Origin of the sequence: Pseudomonas sp. MPDS, assembly GCF_013283895.1 — a bacterium.
Taxonomy (GTDB): domain Bacteria; phylum Pseudomonadota; class Gammaproteobacteria; order Pseudomonadales; family Pseudomonadaceae; genus Aquipseudomonas; species Aquipseudomonas rhizophila.
Map to the genome: position 1 here is coordinate 595,156 of NZ_CP054128.1, position 24,905 is coordinate 620,060.

Sequence of the window (24,905 nt, forward strand, 5' to 3'; positions counted from 1 at the left end):
AGGTTGGGATTCTAGCGCTTTGTGCGCGGCAGGGTCATTGGTCGGCTGGGAACCGGGTTCGTTTGGCTTGGTCTAGGCTTTTGCGTCTGGACACTTAAACCCAAGGAGCGTGCACCATGAGTATTTTTAGTTTTGTGAAGGAGGCCGGCGAAAAACTGATCGATCTGCTGACTCCCGGTAATGCCAACGCCAGTGAGCAACTGAAAGAACACATCAGCAAGGTTGGTCTTGGTAACCCGAATGTTCAGGCGACCATTGAGGGCGATAAAGTTACTGTTATTGGTGAGGTGGGTAGTCAGGAGGAGAAGGAGAAAATCCTGCTGGCGGTAGGCAACATCGCAGGTGTGGGCAGTGTTGATGATCAGATCACGGTAACCGGGCCAGTCGCCCAGGCCGCTCGCTTTGTTACCGTAAAAAAGGGCGACACACTCAGCGCGATCTCCAAAGCCGAATATGGTGATGCGAACAAGTACAACAAGATTTTTGAAGCCAACAAACCGATGCTGTCGCATCCGGACAAGATCTATCCGGGGCAGGTGCTGCGCATTCCCGAATAAAGCTTGAGGACCGCATTGTCTTCATCGCGAGCAGGCTCGCTCCCACACTGGATCTGTGGCGAACAAGGAACCCTTGTGGGAGCGAACCTGCTCGCGGTGCAAACTGCCGGCTATCAAAGCCCGGCAATCAAATCCCGATAATCCCCCAACGCCTCGAACTCCCCCGTATCCTTCGGCCCTTTGCGGCTGTCCGGTACGCTGACCGCCAGCAGGTGTGCCACGCCGAATTCCCGGGCGCTGCGCAGCACTGGCAAGGTGTCGTCGATAAACAGGCCGCGGGCCGGGTCGAAGTTCAGATCGGCTTGCAGGGCATCCCAGAACTGCGGGCTTTCCTTGGGAAAACCGTAGTCGTGAGAGCTGATCAAACGTTCGAAGTAAGGGGCCAGTTCGATGCGTTCCAGCTTCAGGGACAATGAGTCGCGATGGGCGTTGGTGATCATTACCACCCGTTTACCCGCCCGCTGGATCGCCGCCAGGAACGTGTCGGCGTCCGGGCGCAGGGCAATCAGGTGCGCGGTTTCCAGCTTCAGTTCGCGCACCGGCAGTTTCAGCTCGGTGCTCCAGAAGTCCAGGCAATACCACTGCAATTGGCCGGCGTTGCGCTCGAACAGCGGCTGCAACTCCAGCTCCGCCATGGCCCGGCTCACGCCATGCAGTTCGGCGTAGCGTTGGGGCAAGTGTTCCATCCAGAAATGGTTGTCGTAATGCAGGTCCAGCAGGGTGCCGTCCATGTCCAGCAGCACCGTATCGATCTCGTGCCAGGGCAGCAAGGCCATAAAACTTCTCCAGCGGTAATCGGATATCCGACACAAACAATCAGAATAGGCCGGGTATAGTAGCCCGCTATCGCCCAGGGAGCCGTTTATGCGCCAGAAACCCACCATACTCGATCGACGGATCGTCGCCACCAGCCGCCTGTTTTGCGTGGAAGAACTGAAACTGCGGTTTTCCAACGGCGTGGAGCGCACCTATGAGCGTTTGGCGGGCAAGGGCGCAGGTTACGGCGCGGTAATGATCGTGGCGATGCTCGACGCCGATCACGCCGTGTTGGTGGAAGAATACTGCGGCGGCACCGATGCCTACGAATTGTCCCTGCCCAAGGGGTTGATCGAGCCGGGTGAAGACGTGTTGGCGGCGGCTGAGCGGGAGCTTAAAGAAGAGGCCGGCTATGGTGCACGTCAGTTGGAACACCTGACTGAACTGTCCCTGTCCCCCGGCTACATGAGCCAGAAGATCCAGGTGGTGCTGGCGACCGATCTCTATGAAGAGCGGCTGGAAGGCGACGAGCCTGAGCCGATGCGCGTGGACAAGGTCAACCTGCGTGAGTTGTCGGCCTTGGCGCAAAACCCTCAATTCACGGAGGGCCGGGCCTTGGCGGCGCTGTACCTGGCCCGTGACCTGCTGACCCAGCGCGGAGCGTTCCTGTCATGAATTTCCCCCACCCTCTAATGGCCCCTGTGGTCGAGCTGGCGCTCAAGGCCGGTGAGGCGATCCTGCCGTTCTGGCGAGCCAATGTGCAGGTCAACCATAAGGCCGACGCATCGCCGGTGACCGCCGCGGACATGGCCGCTCACGATGTGATCGTGGCCGGGCTGACCGCGTTGGCGCCGGATATTGCAATCCTCTCCGAAGAGGACGCCAATATTGCGCAAAGCGTGCGCGCCGGCTGGCAACGCTGGTGGCTGGTGGACCCGCTGGACGGCACCAAGGAGTTCATTTCCGGCAGCGAAGAGTTCACCGTCAATATCGCACTGATCGAGCAGGGGCGGGTGGTGTTTGGCGTAGTGTCGATGCCCACCAATGGTCGCTTTTACGTCGGTGGCGCGGGGTTCGGCGCCTGGCGTGGCGACAAGGGGGGCGAGCCTTTGCCGATCGAAGTGCGTAACGTGCCGGCGCCGGGTGATGCTTTTACGGTGGTCGCCAGCCGTCGCCATACCAGCCCGGAGCAAGAGCGTCTCTTGGGCGGCTTGAGCGAGAGCCTGGGTGAGTTGCAACTGACCAGCATCGGCAGTTCGTTGAAATTCTGCCTGCTGGCCGAGGGCGCGGCGGATTGCTATCCGCGACTGGCGCCGACGTCCCAGTGGGACACCGCCGCCGCCCAAGGCGTGTTGGAGGGGGCAGGCGGCGAGGTGCTGGACCTACGCGGCGAGCCGTTCTGCTATCCGCCGCGGGAGTCGCTGTTGAATGAATCCTTCCTGGCGTTGCCGGCAAAGGCGGCGTGGCGTGGGAAACTGCTGGAACTGGCCCGCTCCTGAATCGACTGCCCCTTGCTGGACCTGGGACAGTTGTTGTGGCGAGGGAGCTTGCTCCCGCTGGGCTGCGAAGCGGCCCCAATGCGTCTGCTGCGCAGCCGAGCGGGAGCAAGCTCCCTCGCCACAGGGGTTTTTGTGATGCTCGGGGGTCAGCGGTGCAACACGTACTGCCCCACAAATTGCACCGCTGGAGCTTCGCTCCCGGCATTTATCACCTGGGTCTGCAAGGTCAGTCGTGCGCGTCCGTAGCGCCGGTAGGTGGCCAGGAAGCGTTTCCAGACGTTTTCTTCGGGAGCCTGGCAAATGACTGTGGCGTCCCTCGTGACTGGCAGTGGATAGCTGATCTGCCCTTCCTGAATGACGATATGCCCGTCCTCAATGCCCTCTTCGCGCAGGGCCAGGTGCAGCCAGCCCCAGCCACCCAGCACCGCGCCGCAGTACAGGCTGCCGCCGAACATGGTGCTCTTGTGGTTGACGTTGGCCTCCAGCGGTAAAAACAGGCGCAGTTGCCGGGCCTGCCAGTCGAGCACCTTCAGGCCCATGTCCCGCGTCAACGGGATGTCGTGGTGCAGGATCGATTCCAGGTAGCGGCTGTCGCGGTTCATGCTGGGCCTCTTTTGAAAGGGAAGATGGCAATCACTCAAGCAGACTCAATCGGACTCATCGGCATGGCCCTGGCTATCGCCGAAGTTCAGCCCATGCTTGCGTAACTTGTCGTGCAAGGTCTTGCGCGGAATGCCCAGGGCTTCGGCGAGGCTGCGCACCGAGCTGTGAGGGCGGGCCAGTTCGGCGGCGATCAGGGTTTTCTCGAAGTTCTCCACCTGCTCGCTCAAGCCGCCGCTGATCACTTCGACCGGGGCACCGGGGCTACCGTCGGGCGCGCTGTTGTCCAGGGCCAGTTCTAGACCCAGGGCGAACCGTTCGGCGGCGTTCTGCAATTCTCGCACGTTGCCCGGCCAGCTATGGCGCAGCAGCAATGCCCGTTGGGCCGGTTGCAACTCGTGGGGCGGCAGGCCGTGACGGGCGCTGGCTTCGTCGGCGAAATGCTGGAACAGCATCAGGGCATCCTCACCGCGTTCACGCAGCGGGGGGATACGCAACGGCGCGACGTTCAGGCGGTAATACAGGTCGGCGCGAAAACGACCCTGATCAGCGGCCTGACGCAGGTCTTCCTTGGTGGCGGCGATGACGCGGATGTCCAGCGGGATCTGTTGATTGCCCCCCAGTCGTTCCACTACCCGCTCTTGCAGCAGCCGCAGCAGTTTGACCTGAACGTCCAGGCTCATGCTTTCGATTTCATCGAGAAACAGCGTACCGCCGTTGGCGAACTCGAACTTGCCGATGCGGCGCTTCTGCGCGCCGGTGAAAGCGCCGGGCTCATGACCGAACAGCTCGCTCTCCACCACCGACTCGGCCAGGGCTCCGGCGTTGATCGCGACGAAGGGGCCGTTGCGCCGGCCCGACAGATCGTGCAGGGCTCGGGCGACTACCTCCTTGCCGGCCCCGGTTTCTCCGAGGATCAGCACATCGGCGCGGGTCGCCGCTAACGCACCGATCTGCTCGCGCAGGCGCAGTATCGAGGGTGATTGGCCGACGAGCCGGGCGCTGAGTTCATGGCGGTCGCTCAGGGCCAGGCGCAGGCTGCGGTTGTCCAGTACCAGGCGCCGCAAGGCCAGGGCCCGGCGCACGCTGTCGAGCAGGTGATCGCTGGGGAAAGGTTTCTCAAGGAAGTCATAGGCTCCGGCGCGCATGGCCTGGACTGCCAGCGGCACGTCGCCATGGCCGGTGATCAGCAACACCGGCAGCTCCGGGTCCTGGGCATGGAGTTCGCTCAGCAACTCAAGGCCGTCGATGCCCGGCATGCGAATGTCACTGACCACCACACCCGGCCAGTCGCGAGACAGTTGCCCGGCCACGCCTTTGGCCTCGGCCAGGGACAGGACCTTCAGGCCGGCCAGGTCGAGGGTCTGGCTCAAGGCCTGACGCAAGTGGGGATCGTCGTCGATCAACACCACCTCAATCCGGTTATCGATGGTCATACGCTACGGTCCTCGGACGGTTGCAGGCTCACACCGGGCGCGCCAGCGCGCAACTTCAGGGTAATCAGGGCGCCGCCTTCCTTGTGATTGGCGAACGACAGTTCACCGCCGAAGGCGCGCATCAGGGTGTCGCAAATCGCCAGCCCCAGGCCAAGGCCCTGGGTGCGGGTCTTGGTGGTGTAGAAGGGCTCGCCCGCGCGACCAAGGGCTTCCATGCAAAACCCCGGGCCGTTATCGCGGATGTACAGGTTGACGCCGGTTTCGGTGGCTTCGGCACTGAGCCAGAGTTTGCGCGGCGGGCCTTTTTCAGTCAGGGCGTCGAGAGCGTTGGCCAGCAGGTTGCCGAGCACCTGGCGCAAGCGCGTTTCCCCGGCCTCGACCCACAAAGTGGCGGCCGGCAGGTCGCGGATCAGTTCCACTTCCATGCTGCGCCGGCGCTTGGCGAGCAGTGCCAGGGCATCGTCCAGCGCCGGTTGCAGGGCGACACTTTCCGGGGCGTGACGGTCGCGGCGGGCGAAGGCGCGCAAGTGGGCAATGATCGAGGCCATGCGAGCGGTCAGCTCACTGATCAGCTTGAGGTTGCCTCGGGCGTCCTCGGTACGCTGGTGATCGAGCAATATTTCGGCGTTTTCGGCATAGCTGCGGATCGCCGCCAGCGGCTGGTTGAGTTCGTGGCTGATGCTGGCCGACATGGTGCCCAGGGCTGACAGCTTGCCGGCTTGCACCAGGTCATCCTGGGCGCGGACCAGTTCCTGCTGGGCCTGCTCGCGTTCCAGCACCTCTTGCTTGAGTCGCCGGTTCAGGCCTTCCAGGTCACTGGTGCGCTCGGCTACCCGGCCTTCCAGCTCCTGACGGGCCTTGCCTTCGAAGGCGATGCGGTCCAGGTAATGCCGCCGGCGCTGCATCATCAACCCGAGCAACAGCATCAGGACCAGCAAGGCCGCACCGCCGATGACCACCACGGTGCGCACCGGACGGTCGATCAGGGTACGCGGGGCGAGAATGCTCACGCTCCAGCGGGTCTCCTCAATGGACTGGGTCTGGATCAGCCAGGCGTTCGCATCCAGATTCAGCGGCTTGGGGTCGCGGGTCGGGTAGGGCTGTACGGCGCTGATGGACTGGCGCTCCTCGTCACTTAAGGGGCGGGTCGCGCGAAATCGCCATTCTTGTCGCGAAGTGAGGATCACCACGCCGTTGTGGTCGGTCACCAGCAGTTGTTCGGGGGTTTTGCCCCAGAGGCTTTCGGTGTGGTCCAGATCCACCTTGACCACCAGTACGCCGATCACTTTTTCCCGGTCGCGCACGGCAGCGGCGAAGAAGTAGCCGCGCTTGGCCGAGGTGGTGCCCAAGCCGAAGAAGCGTCCCAGCCGCCCGGCCATCGCCTCGATGTAATACGGCCGGAAGGCAAAATTGCGTCCGACGAAACTGTCGTGTTTATCCCAGTTCGATGCCGCGAGGGTCTTGCCGGTGGGGTCCATCAGGTACATGACTTCTGCGCCGGTCTGGGCGCTGATGTTTTTCAGCAGTCGATTGGCATTGCCCTGGATGATGCCGTCGTCCGGTGCCAGTAAAGTGGCGCGCAGGGCCGGCAGCTCACCGAGAATCTGTGGCAGCACTTCATAGCGATGCAGGGTGCCCAACAGGTTGGCGACGTAGAGATCGAGGGTCTGGCGGTTCTGCCCAGCCAGTTCACTGCGGTAGTAACGCTCGGCCAGATGTTCCAGCGGCCACAGCAACGGCGCCAGGCACAGCGCAAGCAAGGCCAGGCTGCGCCAGCGGGGTCTGCGGGGAAGAGTGGAATTCATGAGCATCAGGCGCCTGTGGGGACAGGCGCATTATGCCTAGTGTCCGGCGGCAAGGCACTGGTGCAGCGCGCTTTGCCAGTCTGGCTGACTTACACCCCATTGCTGAAGCAGGCGTGTGCAATCCAGACGCGAGTTCAGCGGGCGTGGGGCCGGGGTCGGGTAAGCACTGGAGGGGATGGGCTCAAGCACCGCGCAGGGTTTGTGCTGCTCGATCAGGTGCTCGCCGATGGCCTGGGCAAAGCCGAACCAGGACGTTTCACCCTGCGCCGTCAGGTGGTAAGTCCCCCAGGCGCCGCACCGGCCGGCCTGCCAACGTTCAATCAAGTGGGCGGTGCTGTCGGCGATAGTCCCGGCCCAGGTCGGTGCGCCGATCTGATCGTCCACCACCCGCAGGTGCGATTTTTCCTGCAGCAGGCGTTGCATGGTCAACAGGAAGTTGCGGCCTTCGTTGGAGTACACCCAACTGGTGCGCAAAATCAGGTGCTGCCCGGCGACGTGGCGAATGGCGTCCTCGCCGGCCAGCTTGCTGCGCCCATAGACACTCAGCGGGTTGGGCGGGTCGGTCTCGGTGTAGGGCTCGGGCTTGCGACCATCGAAGACGTAATCGGTGGAGTAGTGGATCAGCGGGACACCCAACTCGACTGCCACTTGAGCCAGGACGCCCGGCGCCGTGGCATTGATGGCGAAGGCCCGTTCCGGTTCGCTCTCGGCCTGGTCGACGGCGGTGTGGGCGGCGGCGTTGATGATCAGGTCAGGCCGCAGCGCAGTGATGGGCGAACGAAGGTGATCGGGGCGCGCCAGGTCGATTTGGTCGCTGCCGCGCACGATCAACTCAGCCATGCCGGCCAGGCGCGACTGGAGTGCTCGGGAAACCTGGCCGTTCTGGCCGATGATCAGGATGCGCAAGGAGGTACTCATGGGAACAGGTCGGCCTCGTGCAGAGCCTTGCCGGCCTGGTCCTTGGGTGAGAGGAACGGCGCACTCTCCAGTTCCCAGTCGATGGCCAGGTCCGGGTCGTCCCAGCGAATGCAGCGCTCGGCAGAGGGCGCGTAGTAGTCGGTGGTCTTGTAGAGGAAATCAGCGCAATCGCTGAGCACGACGAAGCCATGGGCGAAGCCTGGCGGGACCCACAGTTGCCGATGGTTCTGCGCTGACAGGCGTACGCCCACCCATTGCCCGAAAGTGGCCGAACTGCGACGAATGTCCACCGCCACGTCGAGCACTTCCCCGGCAATGACCCGCACCAGTTTTCCCTGGGCCTGTTCGATTTGATAATGCAGGCCGCGCAACACGCCCCTGGCCGAGCGCGAGTGGTTATCCTGGACGAACTGCAACGCGCAGCCGGTGGCCTCGGCGAACGCCCGAGCGTTGAAACTCTCATAGAAAAAGCCGCGATCATCACCGAAAACCTTCGGTTCGATGATCAGGACTTCAGGCAGGCGGGTGGCGATGACGTTCAACGTGTCTCTCCAGCGATCTGGAACAGGTATTGGCCGTAGCCGGTCTTGCCAAAGTACTGGGCGCGCTCAAGGATGTGCTCGCGGCTGACCCAGCCCTGTTGGTAGGCAATTTCTTCCAGGCACGCGACTTTCAAACCTTGGCGGTGCTCGATGGTTTGCACATATTGCGAAGCCTCCAGCAGGCTGTCGTGGGTGCCGGTGTCCAGCCAGGCGAAACCACGGCCGAAACGCTCGACGTGCAGGTCGCCGCGGTGCAGGTAGGCGTTGTTGACGTCGGTGATTTCCAGTTCGCCTCGTTTGGAGGGTTTGATGGTCTTGGCGATCTGGATCACGTCGTTATCGTAGAAATACAGGCCGGTTACCGCGTAGCTGGATTTGGGCGCGGTAGGTTTTTCTTCAATGGAAATGGCCCGCCCTTGAGCATCGAAATCGATCACGCCAAAACGCTCAGGGTCTTTGACCCAGTAACCGAATACCGTTGCGCCCGTCTGCCGGGTGGCGGCCGTCTGCAGTTGTTCGCCGAAATGCTGCCCGTGAAAAATGTTGTCGCCCAGGATCAGGCACACCGGATCGTTGCCGATAAATTGCTCGCCGATCAGAAACGCCTGGGCCAGGCCATCGGGCGATGGCTGCTCGGCGTAGTGAAATTGCACGCCAAACTGACTGCCGTCGCCCAACAGATTGCGGTATTGCGGCAAGTCCTGAGGGGTGGAAATCACCAGGATGTCCTTGATGCCGGCGAGCATCAGCACCGAAATCGGGTAATAGATCATCGGCTTGTCGTAAACCGGTAGTAACTGCTTGGAAACCCCAAGGGTAATCGGGTGCAGTCGGGTGCCGGAGCCGCCGGCCAGAACAATGCCTTTCATCATGCAATCGCATCCTTGTTGTCGAGCGAGCCCAGGCGCTCGCCCTGATAGCTACCGTCCTGGACACGTCGGCACCACAGCAGGTTTTCGAGGTACCACTGCACGGTTTTACGCAGGCCGGTCTCGAAGGTTTCCTGGGGCGTCCAGCCCAGTTCACGCTCGATCTTGCCGGCATCGATGGCGTAGCGCAGGTCGTGACCGGGGCGGTCTTTGACGAAGGTGATCAGGTCGGCATAGTGCTCCACGCCGTCGGGCTTGTGGGGCGCCAGTTCTTCGAGCAGGGCGCAGATGCCGCGCACCACGTCGATGTTCTTCTGTTCATTATGGCCGCCGATGTTGTAGGTCTCGCCCACGGCACCTTCGGTCACGACCTTGAGCAGCGCCCGGGCATGGTCTTCGACGTACAGCCAGTCGCGCACTTGCTGGCCGTCGCCGTATACCGGCAACGGCTTGCCGGCCAGGGCATTGAGGATCACCAGCGGAATCAGCTTCTCGGGAAAGTGAAACGGCCCATAGTTGTTGGAGCAGTTGGTCAGCAGCACGGGCAAGCCGTAAGTGCGTTGCCAGGCGCGTACCAGATGGTCGGAAGCCGCCTTGCTCGCCGAGTACGGCGAGCTGGGGGCGTAGGCGGTGGTTTCGGTGAACAAATCATCCACGCCGTGCAGGTCGCCATACACTTCGTCGGTGGAAATGTGATGGAAACGAAACGCGCGCTTCTGCGGCTCGGCCAGGGTCTGCCAATAGGCGCGGGTGGCTTCCAGCAGGCTGTAGGTGCCCACGATATTGGTCTGGATGAAGTCCGCCGGGCCGTCGATGGAGCGGTCGACGTGGGACTCGGCCGCCAGATGCATGATGGCCTCAGGTTTGAACCTTGCCAGTATCGCGCTGACCGTCGGTTGATCGACGATATCGGCCTGGACGAACTCGTAGCGGCTGTCGTGCTTGATGCTGCTCAGCGATTCGAGATTGCCGGCATAGGTCAGCTTGTCGAGGTTCAGGACCTGATGTCCGGTATCCAGGATCAAGTGCCGTATAAGCGCCGAGCCGATAAAACCGGCACCGCCAGTGATGAGAATGCGCATCCGATCAAGCCTTTTTCCGTGGAACAACAAAGCATTGGAGCATAGCTTGTCGGCATGGCGAGGGCGGTGCAAGCAGGATATTTCCGGGCACGCTCACGCGCTTGGCAATTCACCTGCGGCAAAGGGGTTGCTTATCCCCCGACTCAATGGCGAGATAGACATCCGATAAAACCACCTCAGGGGTCGTTGTATGCCACTCGCTACGTTGGTTCACCGTGCCAGTTTGCCAAGCCCACAGATCAGTGCCGAACAGGCGCTGGTGCTGCTGCGCTCGAATTACGGACTCAGCGGTGACCTGCGACCCTTGGGCAGCCAGCAGGACCTCAACTATCGCGTCGACAGCGAGCGCGGACGGTTTGTGCTGAAGATTTGCCATGGTGACTATGCCGTCCAGGAACTCCAGGCCCAGCATGCCGCCCTCAAGCACCTGGCCGAGCACGGCGCGGTAAAAGTGCCGCGGGTGATCGCCGCCAATAATGGCCAGGATCTGTTGACCCTGGAGCTCGCAGGGCAAGCGGTTCATGTACGACTGCTGGAGTACATCGACGGCCAGTCGCTCACCCAGCTTAACCATTGGGGACCTGAACTGGTCACGGGGCTGGGGCGCTTGTGCGCACAAATCGACCTGGCGCTGGCCACGTTCGATCACCCTGGCCTGGAGCGCACCCTGCAATGGGACGCCCGCCACGCCAATGCACTGGTCGGCCATCTGCTGCCCGTCATCGACGATGATCAAGAACGCAACCTGATCGCCGAGGCGGCGCAACAGGCCGAACGCCGCTTGCAGCCGCTCAAGGCCAGCCTGCCGGTGCAGGCGATCCACATGGACATCACCGATGACAACGTGGTCTGGCAGCGCGATGCCCAGCGCCAATGGCAATTGCAGGGCGTCATCGACTTCGGCGACCTGATCCGCACCTGGCGCGTTACCGATCTGTCGGTGACCTGTGCAGCCTTGTTGCACCATGCCGACGGCGATCCGTTTTTCATCCTGCCGGCGATCAAGGCTTACAACGCGCTCAACCCGCTGCAATATGAGGAGCTGCTGGCGCTTTGGCCGCTGATCGTTGCCCGCGCTGCCGTGCTGGTGCTCAGCGGTGAACAGCAGGTATCCATTGACCCGGAAAATCAATACAGCCGCGACAACCTGGACCATGAGTGGGAGATTTTCCGGATTGCTCAGTCGGTCCCGTTCGAACTGATGGAAGCGGCGATCCTCACGTCCGTGGGCCACCATCTGCCACCCGTTGCCAGTGAAGGCTTTGTGCCGCTGTTGCCGACCTTGGTGGGCCGCGAGTTCGCCCTGATCGACCTGGGTGTCCTGAGCCCGCATTTCGAAGCCGGTAACTGGGAGCAGGAGGGGATCGACCAGCGTCTGCTGAGCGAAGCCGCCGCGGTCCATGGATTGGCCGCCAGCCGCTACGGGCAGTACCGATTGTCTCGGACCCGGCCGGACAGCGCCGTTGAACCGGATACTTATCCATTACACGTAGAGTTGCAGGTGCCGCGGGGCACGCCGCTGGAATCGCCGTTCGCCGGGGTGGTGCACAAAGCCGCCGACGGCATGTTGCAACTGGACAGCGTGCAACTGAGCATTCGGCTGTGGGGCGTGACATCGCCGCTGCATTCCGGGGCTGCGCTGGTCAAGGGCCAGGTCTTGGGCGAAGTCGATGGACCGTTGCGGGTGCAGTTGTGTCGTGGCGCTCAGCTCAATCCGCCGTTGTTCTGCACGCCATCCAGGGCGCCGGCCTGGCAGGCGCTCTGCCCCTCACCAGCGGTGCTGCTGGGACTGGCCTGCGATGCCGAGCCAGAGATCGACCCCCAGCAGTTGCTGGCCCGTCGCGATGCGAGCTTTGCCCGTTCGCAGAAGCACTACTACGTTGATCCGCCGCGCATTGAGCGCGGCTGGCGCAATCACCTGATCGACATGCAGGGCCGCTCCTACCTGGACATGCTCAACAACGTCGCGGTACTGGGGCACGGGCATCCGCGTATGGCGGCGGTGGCCGCCCGGCAGTGGTCGCTGCTCAACACCAACTCCCGCTTTCACTATGCCGCGATTGCCGAATTTTCCGAGCGCTTGCTGGCGCTGGCGCCGTCCGGCATGGATCGGGTATTTCTGGTCAACAGTGGCACCGAGGCCAACGACCTGGCGATCCGCCTGGCCTGGGCCTACAGCGGCGGCCGGGACATGCTCAGTGTGCTGGAGGCCTATCACGGCTGGTCGGTAGCGGCCGATGCGGTCTCGACGTCCATTGCCGACAACCCTCAGGCCCTGAGCAGTCGCCCGGATTGGGTGCATCCGGTGACCGCGCCAAACACTTATCGCGGTGAATTCCGCGGCCCCAACAGCGCGCCGGACTACCTGCGCAGCGTCGAGCACAACCTGGCAAAAATCGCCGAACACAAGCGCCAGCTCGCCGGCTTCATCTGCGAACCGGTGTACGGCAATGCTGGCGGGATCGCACTGCCGCCGGGGTATCTGAAGCAGGTCTACGCGCTGGTGCGCGAGCGCGGCGGCGTCTGCATCGCTGACGAAGTGCAAGTCGGCTACGGGCGCATGGGAGAATTTTTCTGGGGCTTCGAAGAACAGGATGTAGTACCGGACATCATCACCATGGCCAAGGGCATGGGTAACGGCCAGCCGCTGGGAGCGGTCATCACCCGCCGGGAAATCGCCGAGGCGCTGGAAGCAGAAGGGTATTTTTTCTCGTCAGCCGGCGGCAGCCCGGTCAGTTGCCAGATCGGCATGGCCGTGCTGGACGTCATGGAAGAAGAAAAACTGTGGGAAAACGCCCGGGCAGTGGGTGGGCATTTCAAGGCCCGCCTGCAAGCTTTGATCGACCGATATCCGTTGGTCGGTGCGGTGCATGGCTCCGGTTTTTACCTGGGCGTGGAACTGATCCGCAACCGCGACACCCTCGAGCCGGCCACCGAAGAAACCACGGCGCTGTGCAATCGCCTGCGGGAGCTGGGTATTTTCATGCAACCGACCGGCGACTACCTGAACATCCTCAAGATCAAACCGCCGATGGTCACCACCCGCCAGAGCGTGGATTTCTTTGTCGATATGTTGGCGAAGGTGTTGGACGAGGGGCTTTGACTAACTGAGGCAAACGCTTTCCCTGTGGGAGCGGGCTTGCTCGCGATAGTGGTGAACCCGTCTGCAGCGATGTCAGATGGGGGATCGCATTGCGAGCAGGCTCGCTCCCACAAGGTTTTGCGTGGTTAATAGTTCGATTTTTGTCGGTATTTTTTGCGACTGGCGTGTGGTTTTAAATCTGTATCGCTTCTAAAGTCGATTTTTATCGGTTATAAAGTCGGCACCACACATGCTCTGGAGCTCCCTTCATGAGTCGTATCGTCACCGTTGCCGCCACCCAGATGGCCTGTTCCTGGGATCTGGAGGCCAATATCGAGATCGCTGAACAGCAGGTTCGCGAGGCCGCCGCCAAAGGGGCGCAGATCATCTTGCTCCAGGAGTTGTTCGAGACGCCGTACTTTTGCCAGAAGCCCAACCCGGACTACCTGCAATTGGCGACTCCGGTCGAAGATAACGTCGCCATCAGGCATTTTCAGAAAGTTGCCAGGGAGCTTCAGGTCGTCTTGCCCATCAGCTTTTTTGAACGGGCCGGTCGTGCGCGTTTCAACAGTATTGCGATCATTGATGCCGACGGCCGTAACCTGGGGGTATACCGCAAGAGTCACATCCCGGACGGTCCTGGCTACCATGAGAAGTACTATTTCAACCCTGGCGATACCGGTTTCAAGGTCTGGAATACCCGCTACGCCAGGATCGGCGTGGGCATCTGCTGGGACCAGTGGTTTCCCGAGTGCGCCCGCAGCATGGCGCTGCAAGGTGCGGAAATCCTGTTTTACCCGACCGCCATTGGCAGCGAGCCGCACGACAAGAGCATTTCGTCCCGCGATCACTGGCAGCGCGTGCAACAAGGCCATGCCGGCGCGAACGTAATGCCGCTGGTGGCCAGCAACCGCATCGGCAACGAAGAGCAGGATGGCTACGACATCACGTTCTACGGCTCCTCGTTCATCGCCAATCAGTTCGGTGAAAAGGTCCAGGAATTGAACGAAACCGAAGAAGGCGTGCTGGTGCACAGCTTTGACCTGGACGAGCTGGAACACATTCGCAGTGCCTGGGGCACTTTCCGTGATCGTCGTGCGGACCTGTACGGCTCGATCAAAACCCTCGATGGCTCACTGGAGTCCTGATTTATGACAACGTTGAACAGCACTCCCCGCGCGGATGGTTTCCACATGCCTGCCGAGTGGGCACCCCAGACCCAGGTCTGGATGGTCTGGCCCGAGCGCCCTGACAACTGGCGCCTGGGCGGCAAGCCCGCGCAGGCCGCTCATGTGGCGGTCGCCAAAGCCATCGCCCGCTTCGAACCGGTAACCGTGGCGGTGTCCGCGAACCAATACGAAAATGCCCGGGCTCATCTCGACGTGCCGAATATCCGCGTGGTGGAAATGTCCAGCGACGATGCCTGGGTCCGGGACACCGGCCCGACGTTTGTCATCAATGATAGTGGCGAAGTGCGCGGCGTCGACTGGGATTTCAACGCCTGGGGTGGGTTTGACGGTGGCCTGTATGCGCCGTGGAACCGGGATTCGCAAGTGGCCAGCAAGATTCTCGAGATTGAACGCAGCCCGCGTTACCGCACCGAAGGCTTCGTGCTTGAGGGCGGCTCAATCCACGTCGATGGCGAGGGCACCCTGATCACCACCGAGGAATGCCTGCTCAACCGCAATCGCAACCCGCACTTGAGCCGCGAAGACATCCAGGCTGTGCTCAGCGCGCAGTTGGCGGTGGACAAGATCATCTGGCTGCCGGACGGCCTGTTCAACGACGAAACCGACGGGCATGTGGATAACTTCTGCTGCTACGTGCGCCCTGGCGAAGTATTGCTGGCCTGGACCGATGACCCGCAGGACCCGAACTACGCCCGCTGCCACGCCGCGATGGACGTCCTGCAAAACAGCACTGACGCCAAGGGACGCCCGTTCACAGTGCACAAAATGCCAATTCCGGGGCCGTTGTATGCCACTGAAGAGGAATGCGCCGGCGTGGACGCGGTGCAGGGTTCCCAGGAGCGCAATCCGACCGTGCGGTTGGCCGGTTCCTACGTGAATTTCCTGATCGTCAACGGCGGCATCATCGCACCGAGTTTCGACGATCCACTGGATGGCCCGGCGAAGGCGCTTCTGCAAGGGCTTTTTCCAGAGCACGAAGTGGTCATGGTGCCGGGGCGCGAACTGTTACTGGGGGGCGGAAACATCCACTGCCTTACCCAACAACAGCCTGCGCCGCGCACAAAATGAGTGGTGATGTAACAGCCAGGTAATAGCGCTGGCGGCAGCTCTGCGCCGGGCTTTTTGGATCCATTTTGCTTTGGCCCGCGGCCTGATTGGGGATGCGGGCTTTTTTATGTCTGCAGATCGGCAGTGCAGGCACATTGGCATAGCTCTTGTATCTGTATCCCGGCAGTTCTGGGGAGCGGAGCTGAGTTGTTTTGTCATAAACCTTGGATAAATTGGCCGCTCATCAACCAGGAGAGGGCGCTGGAATGAATATGATAAGCGAGCGCACATACCATCCCTTGGCCGTTGTCAATGGTGAGTCGCTTAAAGCTTTGGCACAGTGGTTGAAGTCCAACGGAACGCGTCAGACCAGAGAACCCGACCCGCGTCGGATGATCATGGAACGCTACCCGGATGGCCTGTTCAGTGAGGCTGAGCTGGAAGCACTGTGGGACGTGATGCAAGGATAGAATTCGACGGATTGAGAAAAGGCGCTGGCCAGGATGGCAGCGCTTTTTTTGTGGCTGATGGTTCTGTGTTGAACACTGAGCCCATTTGAAGGTTGTTTTTAGAAGTTTTTCGCCTGATTACAGACGATTCACGAAATTGACACATCATTGAAGGCGGGACTAGGATTCGTCCACGCCTGTGGCTAACAGCCATGACTCTTAAATAATAAAAAGGCCCGCCACGATCATTCGTGGGCGGGCCTTTTCATTATTTTCAGGAGCAAGAGTCCGAAAAAGAGCGCAAAAGCGCCGTTTCGGCTGCCGTCGCAGTGCGTATCAACCCGTATAAGGAAAATAATCATGTTGAACAAGCGCATTGCTCTGATCGCACTGGGGATTTTAAACACGACATATGCCATGGCCAGCGACCAGGCTGAGTCCAAGGGGTTCGTTGAGGACAGCAGCCTGAACGTGCTGTTACGCAACGCCTATATCAATCGCGACTACAAAAACGGTAATGAAGACAAAGCCGAATGGGGGCAGGCCGCCATCGGAACGTTCTCGTCCGGCTTTACCCAAGGCACTGTCGGTGTAGGGGTGGACGCCTTCGGACTGTACGCGCTGCGTCTGGATGGCGGCAAAGGTCGCAGCGGTGCGGGCGGCATCGACTTCTTCAAGCAAGGCGACAGCGGCAACGCGGCCGATGACCTGTCCAAGTTTGGTGCGGCGGTCAAATTCCGTGTTTCCAATACCGTGTTGGCCTACGGTGACCAGATGCCGGCGTTGCCGGTGCTGAGCTACGACAACTCGCGCCTGCTGCCGGAAAGCTATACCGGCACGCTGATCACCTCCAAAGAGATCAAGGGCCTGGAGCTGAACGCTGGACGTTTCACCGCCGAGTCGCGCAAGAGCGCCGAGGGTCGTGACAGCGGTGGCCTGAAGTCGATCAACGTATTGGGCGGCAGCTATCAGTTCACCGAGCAGTTCAAGGCTTCGCTCTACGCCTCGGATGTCGAGGACGTGTTGAAGAAGCAGTACGTGAACGCCAACTACGTATTCCCGCTGGCCAAGGATCAATCCCTGACCCTGGACTTCAACGGCTATCGCACCAAGCTGGACAACAGCTATGTTCGCGAAAACAACGTTACCGGCGACGACAACAAGATCTGGAGCCTGGCCGCCACCTTCGCCACCGGCCCGCACAGTTTCACCCTCGCTCACCAGCGCAGCACTGGTGACAGCAACCTGGGCTACGCCTATGGCGGTTATCAGCGCGGGCAGAATCGTGTAGGGGACGGCGGCAATACGATCTACCTGGCCAACTCCTACTGGTCCGACTTCAATGCTGAAGACGAGCGCAGCTGGCAACTGGGTTATGGCCTGGATTTCACCACGTTCGGGGTTCCCGGTCTGACGTATAACGTGGCTTATGTGCGTGGCGATAACATCACCACCTCCACCAGCGAAGGTGGCACCGAGCGCGAGATCTTCAACCAGTTCAAGTACGTAGTCCAGAACGGTCCCGCCAAAGACCTGAGCGTGCGGTTGCGCAGTTCCTTCCTGCGTGTTTCGCAGAAATCCAGCGAGTACAACGTCAGCGGCAATGAGCTGCGGGTGTTCGTGGATTATCCGATCAGCGTCTTCTGATGCCTGATCACGTTACAAGCGTCTGATGAAAAACCCCGAGCGCAAACTCGGGGTTTTTTCTTTGGACGGCAAAAAAAACGTTGGAACAGTCTGTTTTCCCGAGAAAAAGTCGTACTAATGAAACATTGTCCACCGTTTCAAGCATGGCTTGAAATGCCTCAAATACTTTCTCATGGACGTAAATCCTGTACCTACTAGATTAGGCTGCTCAATGCAGTGGAGACCTATGAAAAATGATCGTTCTGAACAGGGAAGTAGGCGAAGCGCTGAGGCGTGACAAATACGTCAACGTCCGCGGTGGAGACTTCAATCTCTACGGTCATTTCGGCGACTTTGTCCGGCTGACCAAGAGCTGGGAAAACATGGAGCCCGACAGCTACTACGGCCAGGCCGAGTCAGGCATGCGTTTTCGCCGCTATAGCGACTTCGAATACAACCCCAGGACCCGCGACCTTACGCAGCTCGAGCATCGGGCCTACATTCAGTCCAAGGCCAACAACAGCTATGTCGGTGGACTGGAGCGGCACTTCCAGGACTTTTCCAACGAAGTGATCAACTCACCGGTGATGCGCAGTCTGATCGACACGGACTTTGAGGTGTACAAGAACGTCCTTCCCCAGGAGCTGCACGAGGAAATCTGGCAGTGCCAGATCCACCAGATCCGTATCGAGATCAAGCCGGGCAAGCAACTGGAAATCACCCCTGAAGGGATCCATTGCGACGGGTATCCGTTCAGCGGCGTGCACTTCTGGGGCCGTCATAATGTGGCCGGCGCAGAGAGTCGTCTGTACACCGCCCAGGAAGAACAACTGGCGGCGATTACCTACGAGGACATTCTCGACACCACGTTTTTCCTCGACCGCGACATGCGCCATTACGTCACCCCGGCCCGGAACGTCCACAGCCATGAAATGGCTTTCAGGCAGATCCTGGCGATTTCCTTCTCGCGGCCCGGGACCGCTTTCGACATTGTTCGCTGAACAGCTCGAACCCATGGACGATCTGGAGCAACAGGTTCTGTTGCGCCGGGCAATGGTCAGGGACGCCGAACGACTGGAGCAGTTTTTTCGCGGTTTCGACGAAGTGTCGTTCTGCGAGTGGCAGGATGCCCGATTCTTGCGCGGGGTATTGTTGCAGGACACCACCACCGCGTACCTGGCCGTCGATGTCAGCGGTGAAGTGGTGGGGGCGGTGATTGGCGGCATGCTCGGCACCCGTGGCACCATCAATCACCTGGCCGTCAGCCCGGGGCATAGAACCCGAGGCTTGGGCCAGCGTCTGGTGGAGGCTGCATCGGCCGACATGAAACGGGTCGGCGTACTGCGCATGTTCCTGTTCGTCGACGATGCTAATCTGGCCGGCAAACGGTTTTGGGCAGCCCAAGGCTTTTGTGAGCCTCGGGGTGAAATCACTTTCGAGAGGGATCTATGAGCAAGACTTCCAGCCAGCCGCTGGTGGTCGAACCACAAGCCTCGCGTACCTTTGCTGAAGCCAGTCCGGTGGTAGCGGGTTATTTTACGGTTTCGTTTGTGTTCGGTCTGATGGCGGTCAACGCCGGGTTGCCCTTGTGGCTGCCGGTGGCGATGTGCCTGTTCGTTTACGCGGGCGCTTCGCAATTTGCGGCGCTGGCGTTGATTTCCAGTGGAGCATCGCTGACCACTATCGTGCTCACCACCTTCCTGATCAACGCGCGACACATGCTGATGTCGGTCTACATGGCCAAGGCATTGCGTGCGCTGGGGCTCAGTCGTTTCGAGCGCTGGTGCTACGCGGCGGGGCTCACGGACGAGTCATTCGCTTTCCACAGCGTCAAGCTCGGCACCGGTGCGCCGGTCAGCGTGCGTTACCTGATCGGCTTCAACCTCTTTTGCCACACCTCCTGGGTGCTGGGTGGCCTGTTGGGAGCGGTGTGTGCGCAATACGCGGCGCACCTGATCAAATACCAGCTCGACTACGCCTTGACCGCGATGATGCTCTACGTGCTGGTTTCGCTGTGCAATACCCGTAACAAACTGATCGCTGCCCTGGCGGCGGTCGTCTGCATGGGCGGGCTGAGCCTGCTGGGCAGCTCGCCGTTCAATGTCTTCATTGCCACGTTCGTTGGCTGCGGGGTGGGCGTATGCCTGACCAAACGTTCCTGATCCTGGTCGTGGCCCTGATGATGGCGGTGACCTTTCTGCCACGGGCCCTGCCGCTGCAGGTCAATACTGAAAACTGGCCACCGTTCGTCGCCCGCGCCCTGGAATACCTGCCGGTGGCGATCGTCGCTGCCATCAGCCTCACCCCGTTGTTGATCAAGGATCAGCAGATACAACTCGACCGCCCGGAATTCTATGCCGCGATTCCGACGCTGTTATGTGCGTATTTCAGCCGCAACCTGTTTCTCAGTGTGGCGGTGGGCACGGCGGCGTACATCGCGCTCGGTTCGTTCCTTTAGCGTCAGGTCCACAACATCGTGCAGCGCCTGGCCGGACAACTCTGGATTATTCACCGCCAGGCGGACCTCGAGGAAATCCTCGAAGTCCGGGAAAATCGTCAAGTCGTTACGCAGTGCCGCTTCCCGGGACACCAGCCCCAGGCCATCGAGTTGGGTAATCAACGACAATGTCAGCGTTTCACTGCAGGAATACACCATCCGCTGACTCGAGCCGTACTCGCCCAGGCCGGCATCCAGGAAGCGAAGGAAACTGTGGGAATACGGACATTCCTCGGCCGGACGCACCTGAAACTTATCGCCGAGCAAGCCGAGGGAGTCGTCCTCTTCGCCGCAATGGGCGCCGACCACCTGCACCTGGACGTCCGGCATTGTGATGCTGGAAAAGCCGCTCTGCTGCGGACCGATCAGGATCGCCAGGTCAAAATCTTCGTTCTTGAGCTTGCTCAGGTTCTCCATCGACTCGGCGTAGCTGAACTCCAACTGATACTGGGGAAACACGGCGATCAGCCGATCGATCATCCGCCGGTTGAACTCCGCCGGCAGCGTGGTATTGAGCGCCACTCTCAGCGTGCGCTGCCGAGGCGTCTTCAGCGCCGCGACCTTCTCTTCCAACTGCCGCGTGGCAACCAGCACCTGATCCATGAACGGCGTCAGTTCCGAGCCTTGGCTCGTCAACGTCAGGCCCTTGTTCGACCGCCGGAACAACCGGAAGCCGAACTGCTCCTCAACTTTGTTCAACTGTGCCGCCAATGCCTGCACCGTGAGGCACGAATGTTCCGCCGCCGCCGACAAGGAGCCGGTCTGCACGATGCGCATGAGGTTGCGTAAGGTTCTGCTATCCATGAGGTAATGCCCTCTGCTTAAGTGGGCTCGCTATTGTTGTGCACCTGGCCCGGTCAGGCAGTGCATGCCGGCTATCATCATGTACCTTGCCACGGTTGTCGCGGTTTTGTGGCGAAAAGCTCCGGCAGACGATGGTTGGAGCTTATGCGGGATTTGGGTTTTTTGCCTGATCAACGGTAATCGGGGCGGTCAGCGAGTCCGTAAGTGGCTGGAGCAGAGAAAATTCCTGCACACAGCTTGCTGAATGGTTCAGGTAGAGGGTGGTAAAAATCCGTTTGCGAATAAAAAATAATAATTTATCCGTATTTGTACTACTCTCTAGGTGTCACCCCCTACCAATGGAGCCCAAATTTTATGGCAACCTCCTCCATCACCCTCAACGCGCAGCAACAATTGGACTCCCCGGACGCGGGTCGGGTCGCGTTGAAGTTTTTCTTCAATCTTATGGCGTTGTGGGGCTGCAGTGTCGAGCAGCAGCGCACATTGCTGGGCAAGGTAGGCAACACGACTTTCTATAAGTACAAGCAATTACCGGAAAACGTCAGGCTGCCTCACGACACACTGGAGCGCATTTCCTACCTCATGGGTATTCACAAGGCGCTGAGCATCATCTTCAGCAACAGCCGGGACCGCGCTTACCAGTGGGTCAACAGCCCTAATACCGCTGCGCCCTTCAACGGCCAGTCGGCACTGGCCTACATGCTTGCCGGGCGGGTGGTGGACATTGCCGACGTGCGGCGTTACCTCGACGGAGTGCGCGGTTGATGACGCCACCACTGGCGGACCCGCAATGGAAGCGTGCCTACCGGATCGTCAACAGCAGCTTCCCACCGATTGCGCTGTTCGAAGACGTGCTCGATCCCGAGGACTTGCCCACCGCGTATGCCCTGGAAGCACTGACCAACGATAGGCTCATGGAAGAAGCCGGGGTGCTGTCCCGGGTACGCCCCGAGGACCGCATTTCCGGGCCCGGCTCCTCGCCGGTGATGGCCGCGTTTACCCATATCGGCAAAAGCAGCCGCTTCAGTGACGGCACCTTCGGCGTCTACTACGCCGCCAGCAGCCAGGAAGCGGCCATTGCCGAGACCTGCTACCACCAGGCGCGATTCCTCGGAGCGACCAACGAGCCGGATCTGGAACTGACCATGCGCACTTACGTCAACAAGGTCATTAAGCCGCTGCACGACATCCGCCAGGACTACCCGCACCTGCACGACCCGGACCCCACCGCCTACGGTCCGTCCCAGGTGTTCGCCCGGCAACTGCGCGAAACCTTGTCCTGGGGCTTGCTGTACAACAGCGTCCGCCTGCCCGGCCACGAATGCGTGGCGGCGTTTCGCCCACCGGCGGTTTCGATTCCGGTGCAGGGCAAGCATATCCGTTACGTCTGGAGCGCCCAGAAGCGGGAGATTTCGTTTGTGTTTGAGGTGAGCGAGGTGTGAGTCAGGTTTTTAGCGTGTTTTATGGCTGGGCAATAATTATTGCCCAGCCGAAATTTTCAATAATTCGCGAGTATTGAAAGCACAGGCTGCTACACAGCCGAGCGGGAGCAAGCGGCCTCGCCACAAAAGTGGGTCCGGCCGACTGATCAAATCTTGAACTGCTGCACCGAAGACTGCATCGACCCCGCCGCATCGTTCAATTGATCCGCTGTTTGCGTCAGGTTGTGAATCGAGCGGGTGTTCTCGCGGGACTGCGCGGCAATCGACTCCACCCTCTGAGCCATTTCATCGCTGGCCTTCGATTGTTCGGCAATGGTCTGGGAAATTTCCTCCACCACTTCTGCCGCGTGCCGGGCGCCGGTGCGGATTTCGCTGATGGACACCCCGGCCTGCTGGGCCAGTGAGACGCCTTCGTCCACGCGGCTGACGCAAGCCTGCATGTTCGCCACCGCATCCCGGGCGCTGGTCTGAATGCGCTCGATCATTGCGGTGATTTCCTGAGTGGACTGGGTGGTGCGCGCTGCCAGGTTACGCACCTCATCGGCCACCACCGCAAAGCCCCGCCCCGCCTCACCGGCGCGGGCGGCTTCGATGGCGGCGTTGAGGGCCAGCAGGTTGGTTTGCTCGGCGATGCTCTTGATCACCTGAATGATGGAATGAATGTCTTCGGACGACGCATCCAGCGCGGTGATCTTGCTGGACGACTGATTGACCACCTCGGCGATCCGGCTCATGCCCTCTACCACCCCAAGAATCACTTGCCCGCCGCTGCTGGCCAGTTGTTCGGACTGCGCTGAAATCGTCCGGGCGCTGTCGGCGTGCTGATGGATCTGGCTGATGTTCGCCATCATCTGCTCCATGCTCGCCGCCATGCTGGTGGCGCTCTGAGCCTGCTGATCGGCGCTGGACACAATCTGCCGCGCCGTATCGCCCAATACGCGCGACGTGCCATGCAACTCGTCACTCTGGCTGCGGATCGTGGCGATCATTTGCCGCAGATTGACCTGCATCTGCTCGATCACACCCTGCAACTGACCCAGCTCATCCTTGCTTTGAGCCCCCATCGAGCGCTGCAAATCCCCTTGGGAAATAGCCTGGGTATTGAGGATGATCTTGTTCAGCGGCGTAAGCACCGCCTTGAGCAGGCTCCAGGACAACAGCGCCAACGCCACACAGGTGGCCAGCAATGTGAAAACCAACCAGCGCTCCGACGTTTGAATGCTGTGGTCCTGATGCTCGCGGGTGGCATGGGCCTGGCTCTCGATCAACTCACTCACCGCCTCGTTACGCTCCTCCAGCGCCGAAAACGCCCCGTCGAACTCCGTCCGCAGCGCCCGGCCATCCTGGGCACCCTCCAACGCCTTAGCGATCACCTGCTGAGCCGATGCAATATAGGTTTCCACTTGCGGCTTCAGCTCGGTAATAGCCTGAGCGATCGCTTGCGGCAACTGGGCCTCGGCATTCTCGGCGATGACTTTGCGCATCCGTTGCGCATGCTCATCGAGCGCCTCTCTCACCTCCTTGGCTCCCGCGGCATCCCCCGGCGCCACCAGCAAAGCGGCCAACACATCGCCACGAATGGCGTCGTGCATCATGTCCGCCTCCATGTGCTTGCGCATGGCCGAAATACTGGTCTCGCTACGCGCCAGGGCGCTGGTCATGCTGATATAGCCCCACAACCCGATACCGCCGAGCACGAGGGCAAAGAAAAGGCTGATCAACCCCGAGCCTATGATCTTGGTCCTGATCTTCATCGCCTACTACTCCAGAGGGGGCGGGATTTCAGGGCAAGTGTAGTTGAGGGCCGGCGGAGCGCTCGGAGGTTCGCTTTGATTGCTTCGGGCGCTCACGCCCGCTTGCCGATAACGCCAACGACCTGCGGGCCCGAAGACAAGCGATGGGAGCGATTGCACAATGGATGATCAATGCCAGCAGGTGTTTCTCGACGCCGGGCATCGAAATACCCCGTATGAATAAGGAGATCCTGATGGCCACTGCACATGTTTTCATCGCCACCAGCCTGGATGGCTTCATCGCCAGGCCCGACGGTGACATCGACTGGCTTTTACAGCGCGATGATCAAACCGAGGACCATGGATACTCAGACTTCATCGCTGACAAGGACGTGATCGTGATGGGGCGCGGAACCTATGAGAAGGTCCGGACCTTCGACACCTGGTTCTACGAGCGCCCCGTGGTGGTGCTGTCTGAAAGCCTGTTGGATGCGCCAGTGCCCGAAGCGCTGAAGGGCAAGCTCCGGTTCTCTAGCCTCGCGCCCAAGGACGTGATGGAGGAACTGACGAGACAAGGCGTACGTCGGGTCTATGTCGATGGCGGACAGGTGGTGCAGTCATTCCTGCGCGATGGTTTAATCACCGACATGGTGATTACCACTGTACCTGTGCTGATCGGCTCCGGAAGGCCATTGTTCGGGGCTCTTGGGCAGGACGTAGATCTGAAACTGGTATCCAGCCGCTGGTTTGCTTCGGGGTTGGTGCAGTCTACCTATCGCTTGGCGACATGATGCGCTTGCGTGGGTATTAGGCCCGCAGCGCCAGAGCGTTCTCGTAGGAAAACGGGGGACAGACCATGGTTGATTTAGTGTCCGCCTACTCATTGCAGCCGGTAATCGTGCTCTGTCCGTAGCCCCCGTGGCGAGGGAGCTTGCTCCCGCTGGGCTGCGAAGCTGCCCTTCTTTAATCCG

Annotated in this window: 25 protein-coding genes; 15 read left to right on the plus strand and 10 right to left on the minus strand. The window is 60.6% G+C overall.

Going from position 1 to position 24,905, the window contains the following annotated elements:
- Positions 1-116 precede the first annotated feature (116 nt).
- Positions 117-557 carry a peptidoglycan-binding protein LysM gene (gene lysM / locus HQ912_RS02505; protein WP_107323084.1) on the plus strand — a complete coding sequence of 147 codons (441 nt, stop codon included), beginning with the start codon at positions 117-119 and terminating at the stop codon, positions 555-557.
- A 113-nt stretch (positions 558-670) separates the two neighbouring features.
- On the opposite strand, the gene yrfG is transcribed toward lysM, so the two are convergent.
- A complete protein-coding gene (gene yrfG, locus HQ912_RS02510; RefSeq protein WP_173406434.1) occupies positions 671-1,333 on the minus strand; it encodes a GMP/IMP nucleotidase in 663 nt (220 codons plus the stop codon).
- A gap of 88 nt (positions 1,334-1,421) precedes the next feature.
- On the opposite strand from yrfG, the gene nudE reads away from it, so the two are divergent.
- The gene (gene nudE, locus HQ912_RS02515; RefSeq protein ID WP_047226858.1) at positions 1,422-1,988 is read left to right on the plus strand and encodes an ADP compounds hydrolase NudE; all 567 of its coding nucleotides are present in this window, start codon (positions 1,422-1,424) and stop codon (positions 1,986-1,988) included.
- Positions 1,985-2,812, plus strand: coding sequence for a 3'(2'),5'-bisphosphate nucleotidase CysQ (gene cysQ / locus HQ912_RS02520; protein WP_173406435.1), 828 nt, complete (start codon positions 1,985-1,987; stop codon positions 2,810-2,812). The genes nudE and cysQ overlap by 4 nt, the downstream gene beginning before the upstream one ends.
- Before the next feature lie 146 nt (positions 2,813-2,958).
- On the opposite strand, the gene HQ912_RS02525 is transcribed toward cysQ, so the two are convergent.
- From HQ912_RS02525 to rfbB, 7 genes are read right to left on the minus strand one after another with little or no spacing between them, the layout of a single operon-like run.
- On the minus strand, positions 2,959-3,414 hold the full coding sequence (locus tag HQ912_RS02525) for a YiiD C-terminal domain-containing protein (protein ID WP_173406436.1): 456 nt from the start codon (positions 3,412-3,414) through the stop codon (positions 2,959-2,961).
- 45 nt (positions 3,415-3,459) lie between these two features.
- The gene (locus tag HQ912_RS02530; protein ID WP_047226861.1) at positions 3,460-4,848 is read right to left on the minus strand and encodes a sigma-54-dependent transcriptional regulator; all 1,389 of its coding nucleotides are present in this window, start codon (positions 4,846-4,848) and stop codon (positions 3,460-3,462) included.
- Positions 4,845-6,653 carry an ATP-binding protein gene (locus HQ912_RS02535; protein ID WP_047226961.1) on the minus strand — a complete coding sequence of 603 codons (1,809 nt, stop codon included), beginning with the start codon at positions 6,651-6,653 and terminating at the stop codon, positions 4,845-4,847. The genes HQ912_RS02530 and HQ912_RS02535 overlap by 4 nt, the downstream gene beginning before the upstream one ends.
- A 36-nt stretch (positions 6,654-6,689) precedes the next feature.
- A complete protein-coding gene (gene rfbD, locus HQ912_RS02540; RefSeq protein WP_173406437.1) occupies positions 6,690-7,571 on the minus strand; it encodes a dTDP-4-dehydrorhamnose reductase in 882 nt (293 codons plus the stop codon).
- A complete protein-coding gene (gene rfbC, locus HQ912_RS02545; protein ID WP_173406438.1) occupies positions 7,568-8,113 on the minus strand; it encodes a dTDP-4-dehydrorhamnose 3,5-epimerase in 546 nt (181 codons plus the stop codon). The genes rfbD and rfbC overlap by 4 nt, the downstream gene beginning before the upstream one ends.
- The gene (gene rfbA, locus HQ912_RS02550; RefSeq protein WP_047226864.1) at positions 8,110-8,985 is read right to left on the minus strand and encodes a glucose-1-phosphate thymidylyltransferase RfbA; all 876 of its coding nucleotides are present in this window, start codon (positions 8,983-8,985) and stop codon (positions 8,110-8,112) included. Before rfbA ends, rfbC begins: the two co-directional genes overlap by 4 nt.
- On the minus strand, positions 8,982-10,064 hold the full coding sequence (rfbB, locus tag HQ912_RS02555) for a dTDP-glucose 4,6-dehydratase (protein WP_173406439.1): 1,083 nt from the start codon (positions 10,062-10,064) through the stop codon (positions 8,982-8,984). The genes rfbA and rfbB overlap by 4 nt, the downstream gene beginning before the upstream one ends.
- 190 nt (positions 10,065-10,254) lie before the next feature.
- Here rfbB and HQ912_RS02560 point away from each other — a divergent pair, with 190 nt between their 5' ends.
- From HQ912_RS02560 to HQ912_RS02600, 9 genes are all read left to right on the plus strand, one after another.
- Complete coding sequence (locus HQ912_RS02560; protein ID WP_047226866.1) at positions 10,255-13,167, plus strand: aminotransferase; 2,913 nt, start codon at positions 10,255-10,257, stop codon at positions 13,165-13,167.
- Between the two features lie 248 nt (positions 13,168-13,415).
- Positions 13,416-14,294 carry an N-carbamoylputrescine amidase gene (gene aguB / locus HQ912_RS02565; RefSeq protein ID WP_076383287.1) on the plus strand — a complete coding sequence of 293 codons (879 nt, stop codon included), beginning with the start codon at positions 13,416-13,418 and terminating at the stop codon, positions 14,292-14,294.
- Between the two features lie 3 nt (positions 14,295-14,297).
- The gene (gene aguA, locus HQ912_RS02570) at positions 14,298-15,404 is read left to right on the plus strand and encodes an agmatine deiminase (protein ID WP_173406440.1); all 1,107 of its coding nucleotides are present in this window, start codon (positions 14,298-14,300) and stop codon (positions 15,402-15,404) included.
- A gap of 245 nt (positions 15,405-15,649) precedes the next feature.
- Entirely contained in the window at positions 15,650-15,853 is a 204-nt protein-coding gene (locus HQ912_RS02575) for a hypothetical protein (RefSeq protein WP_047226869.1), read from the plus strand.
- A 339-nt stretch (positions 15,854-16,192) separates the two neighbouring features.
- Positions 16,193-17,479, plus strand: a complete 1,287-nt coding sequence (locus HQ912_RS02580) for an OprD family porin (RefSeq protein WP_047226870.1) — start codon at positions 16,193-16,195, stop codon at positions 17,477-17,479.
- Between the two features lie 233 nt (positions 17,480-17,712).
- Positions 17,713-18,459 (plus strand): 2OG-Fe dioxygenase family protein, encoded by a 747-nt coding sequence (locus HQ912_RS02585; protein WP_047226871.1) that lies wholly within the window; start codon positions 17,713-17,715, stop codon positions 18,457-18,459.
- 13 nt (positions 18,460-18,472) lie between these two features.
- The gene (locus HQ912_RS02590) at positions 18,473-18,910 is read left to right on the plus strand and encodes a GNAT family N-acetyltransferase (RefSeq protein ID WP_171061302.1); all 438 of its coding nucleotides are present in this window, start codon (positions 18,473-18,475) and stop codon (positions 18,908-18,910) included.
- The gene (locus tag HQ912_RS02595; protein ID WP_047226872.1) at positions 18,907-19,620 is read left to right on the plus strand and encodes an AzlC family ABC transporter permease; all 714 of its coding nucleotides are present in this window, start codon (positions 18,907-18,909) and stop codon (positions 19,618-19,620) included. The genes HQ912_RS02590 and HQ912_RS02595 overlap by 4 nt, the downstream gene beginning before the upstream one ends.
- Positions 19,599-19,916: an AzlD domain-containing protein gene (locus HQ912_RS02600; RefSeq protein ID WP_047226873.1), complete on the plus strand. Its 318-nt coding sequence runs from the start codon at positions 19,599-19,601 to the stop codon at positions 19,914-19,916. Before HQ912_RS02595 ends, HQ912_RS02600 begins: the two co-directional genes overlap by 22 nt.
- Here the strand turns inward: HQ912_RS02600 and HQ912_RS02605 are convergent.
- Positions 19,833-20,759 carry a LysR family transcriptional regulator gene (locus tag HQ912_RS02605; RefSeq protein ID WP_047226874.1) on the minus strand — a complete coding sequence of 309 codons (927 nt, stop codon included), beginning with the start codon at positions 20,757-20,759 and terminating at the stop codon, positions 19,833-19,835. The genes HQ912_RS02600 and HQ912_RS02605 overlap by 84 nt on opposite strands.
- A gap of 354 nt (positions 20,760-21,113) precedes the next feature.
- Here HQ912_RS02605 and HQ912_RS02610 point away from each other — a divergent pair, with 354 nt between their 5' ends.
- On the plus strand, positions 21,114-21,524 hold the full coding sequence (locus HQ912_RS02610) for an MbcA/ParS/Xre antitoxin family protein (protein WP_047226875.1): 411 nt from the start codon (positions 21,114-21,116) through the stop codon (positions 21,522-21,524).
- Positions 21,524-22,201 (plus strand): RES family NAD+ phosphorylase, encoded by a 678-nt coding sequence (locus HQ912_RS02615; protein WP_047226876.1) that lies wholly within the window; start codon positions 21,524-21,526, stop codon positions 22,199-22,201. The genes HQ912_RS02610 and HQ912_RS02615 overlap by 1 nt, the downstream gene beginning before the upstream one ends.
- Positions 22,202-22,347: 146 nt before the next feature.
- Here the strand turns inward: HQ912_RS02615 and HQ912_RS02620 are convergent, their stop codons facing one another.
- Complete coding sequence (locus HQ912_RS02620) at positions 22,348-23,955, minus strand: methyl-accepting chemotaxis protein (protein WP_107323073.1); 1,608 nt, start codon at positions 23,953-23,955, stop codon at positions 22,348-22,350.
- 233 nt (positions 23,956-24,188) lie between these two features.
- On the opposite strand from HQ912_RS02620, the gene HQ912_RS02625 reads away from it, so the two are divergent.
- Positions 24,189-24,725, plus strand: coding sequence for a dihydrofolate reductase family protein (locus HQ912_RS02625; RefSeq protein WP_047226878.1), 537 nt, complete (start codon positions 24,189-24,191; stop codon positions 24,723-24,725).
- Positions 24,726-24,905: the final 180 nt, after the last annotated feature.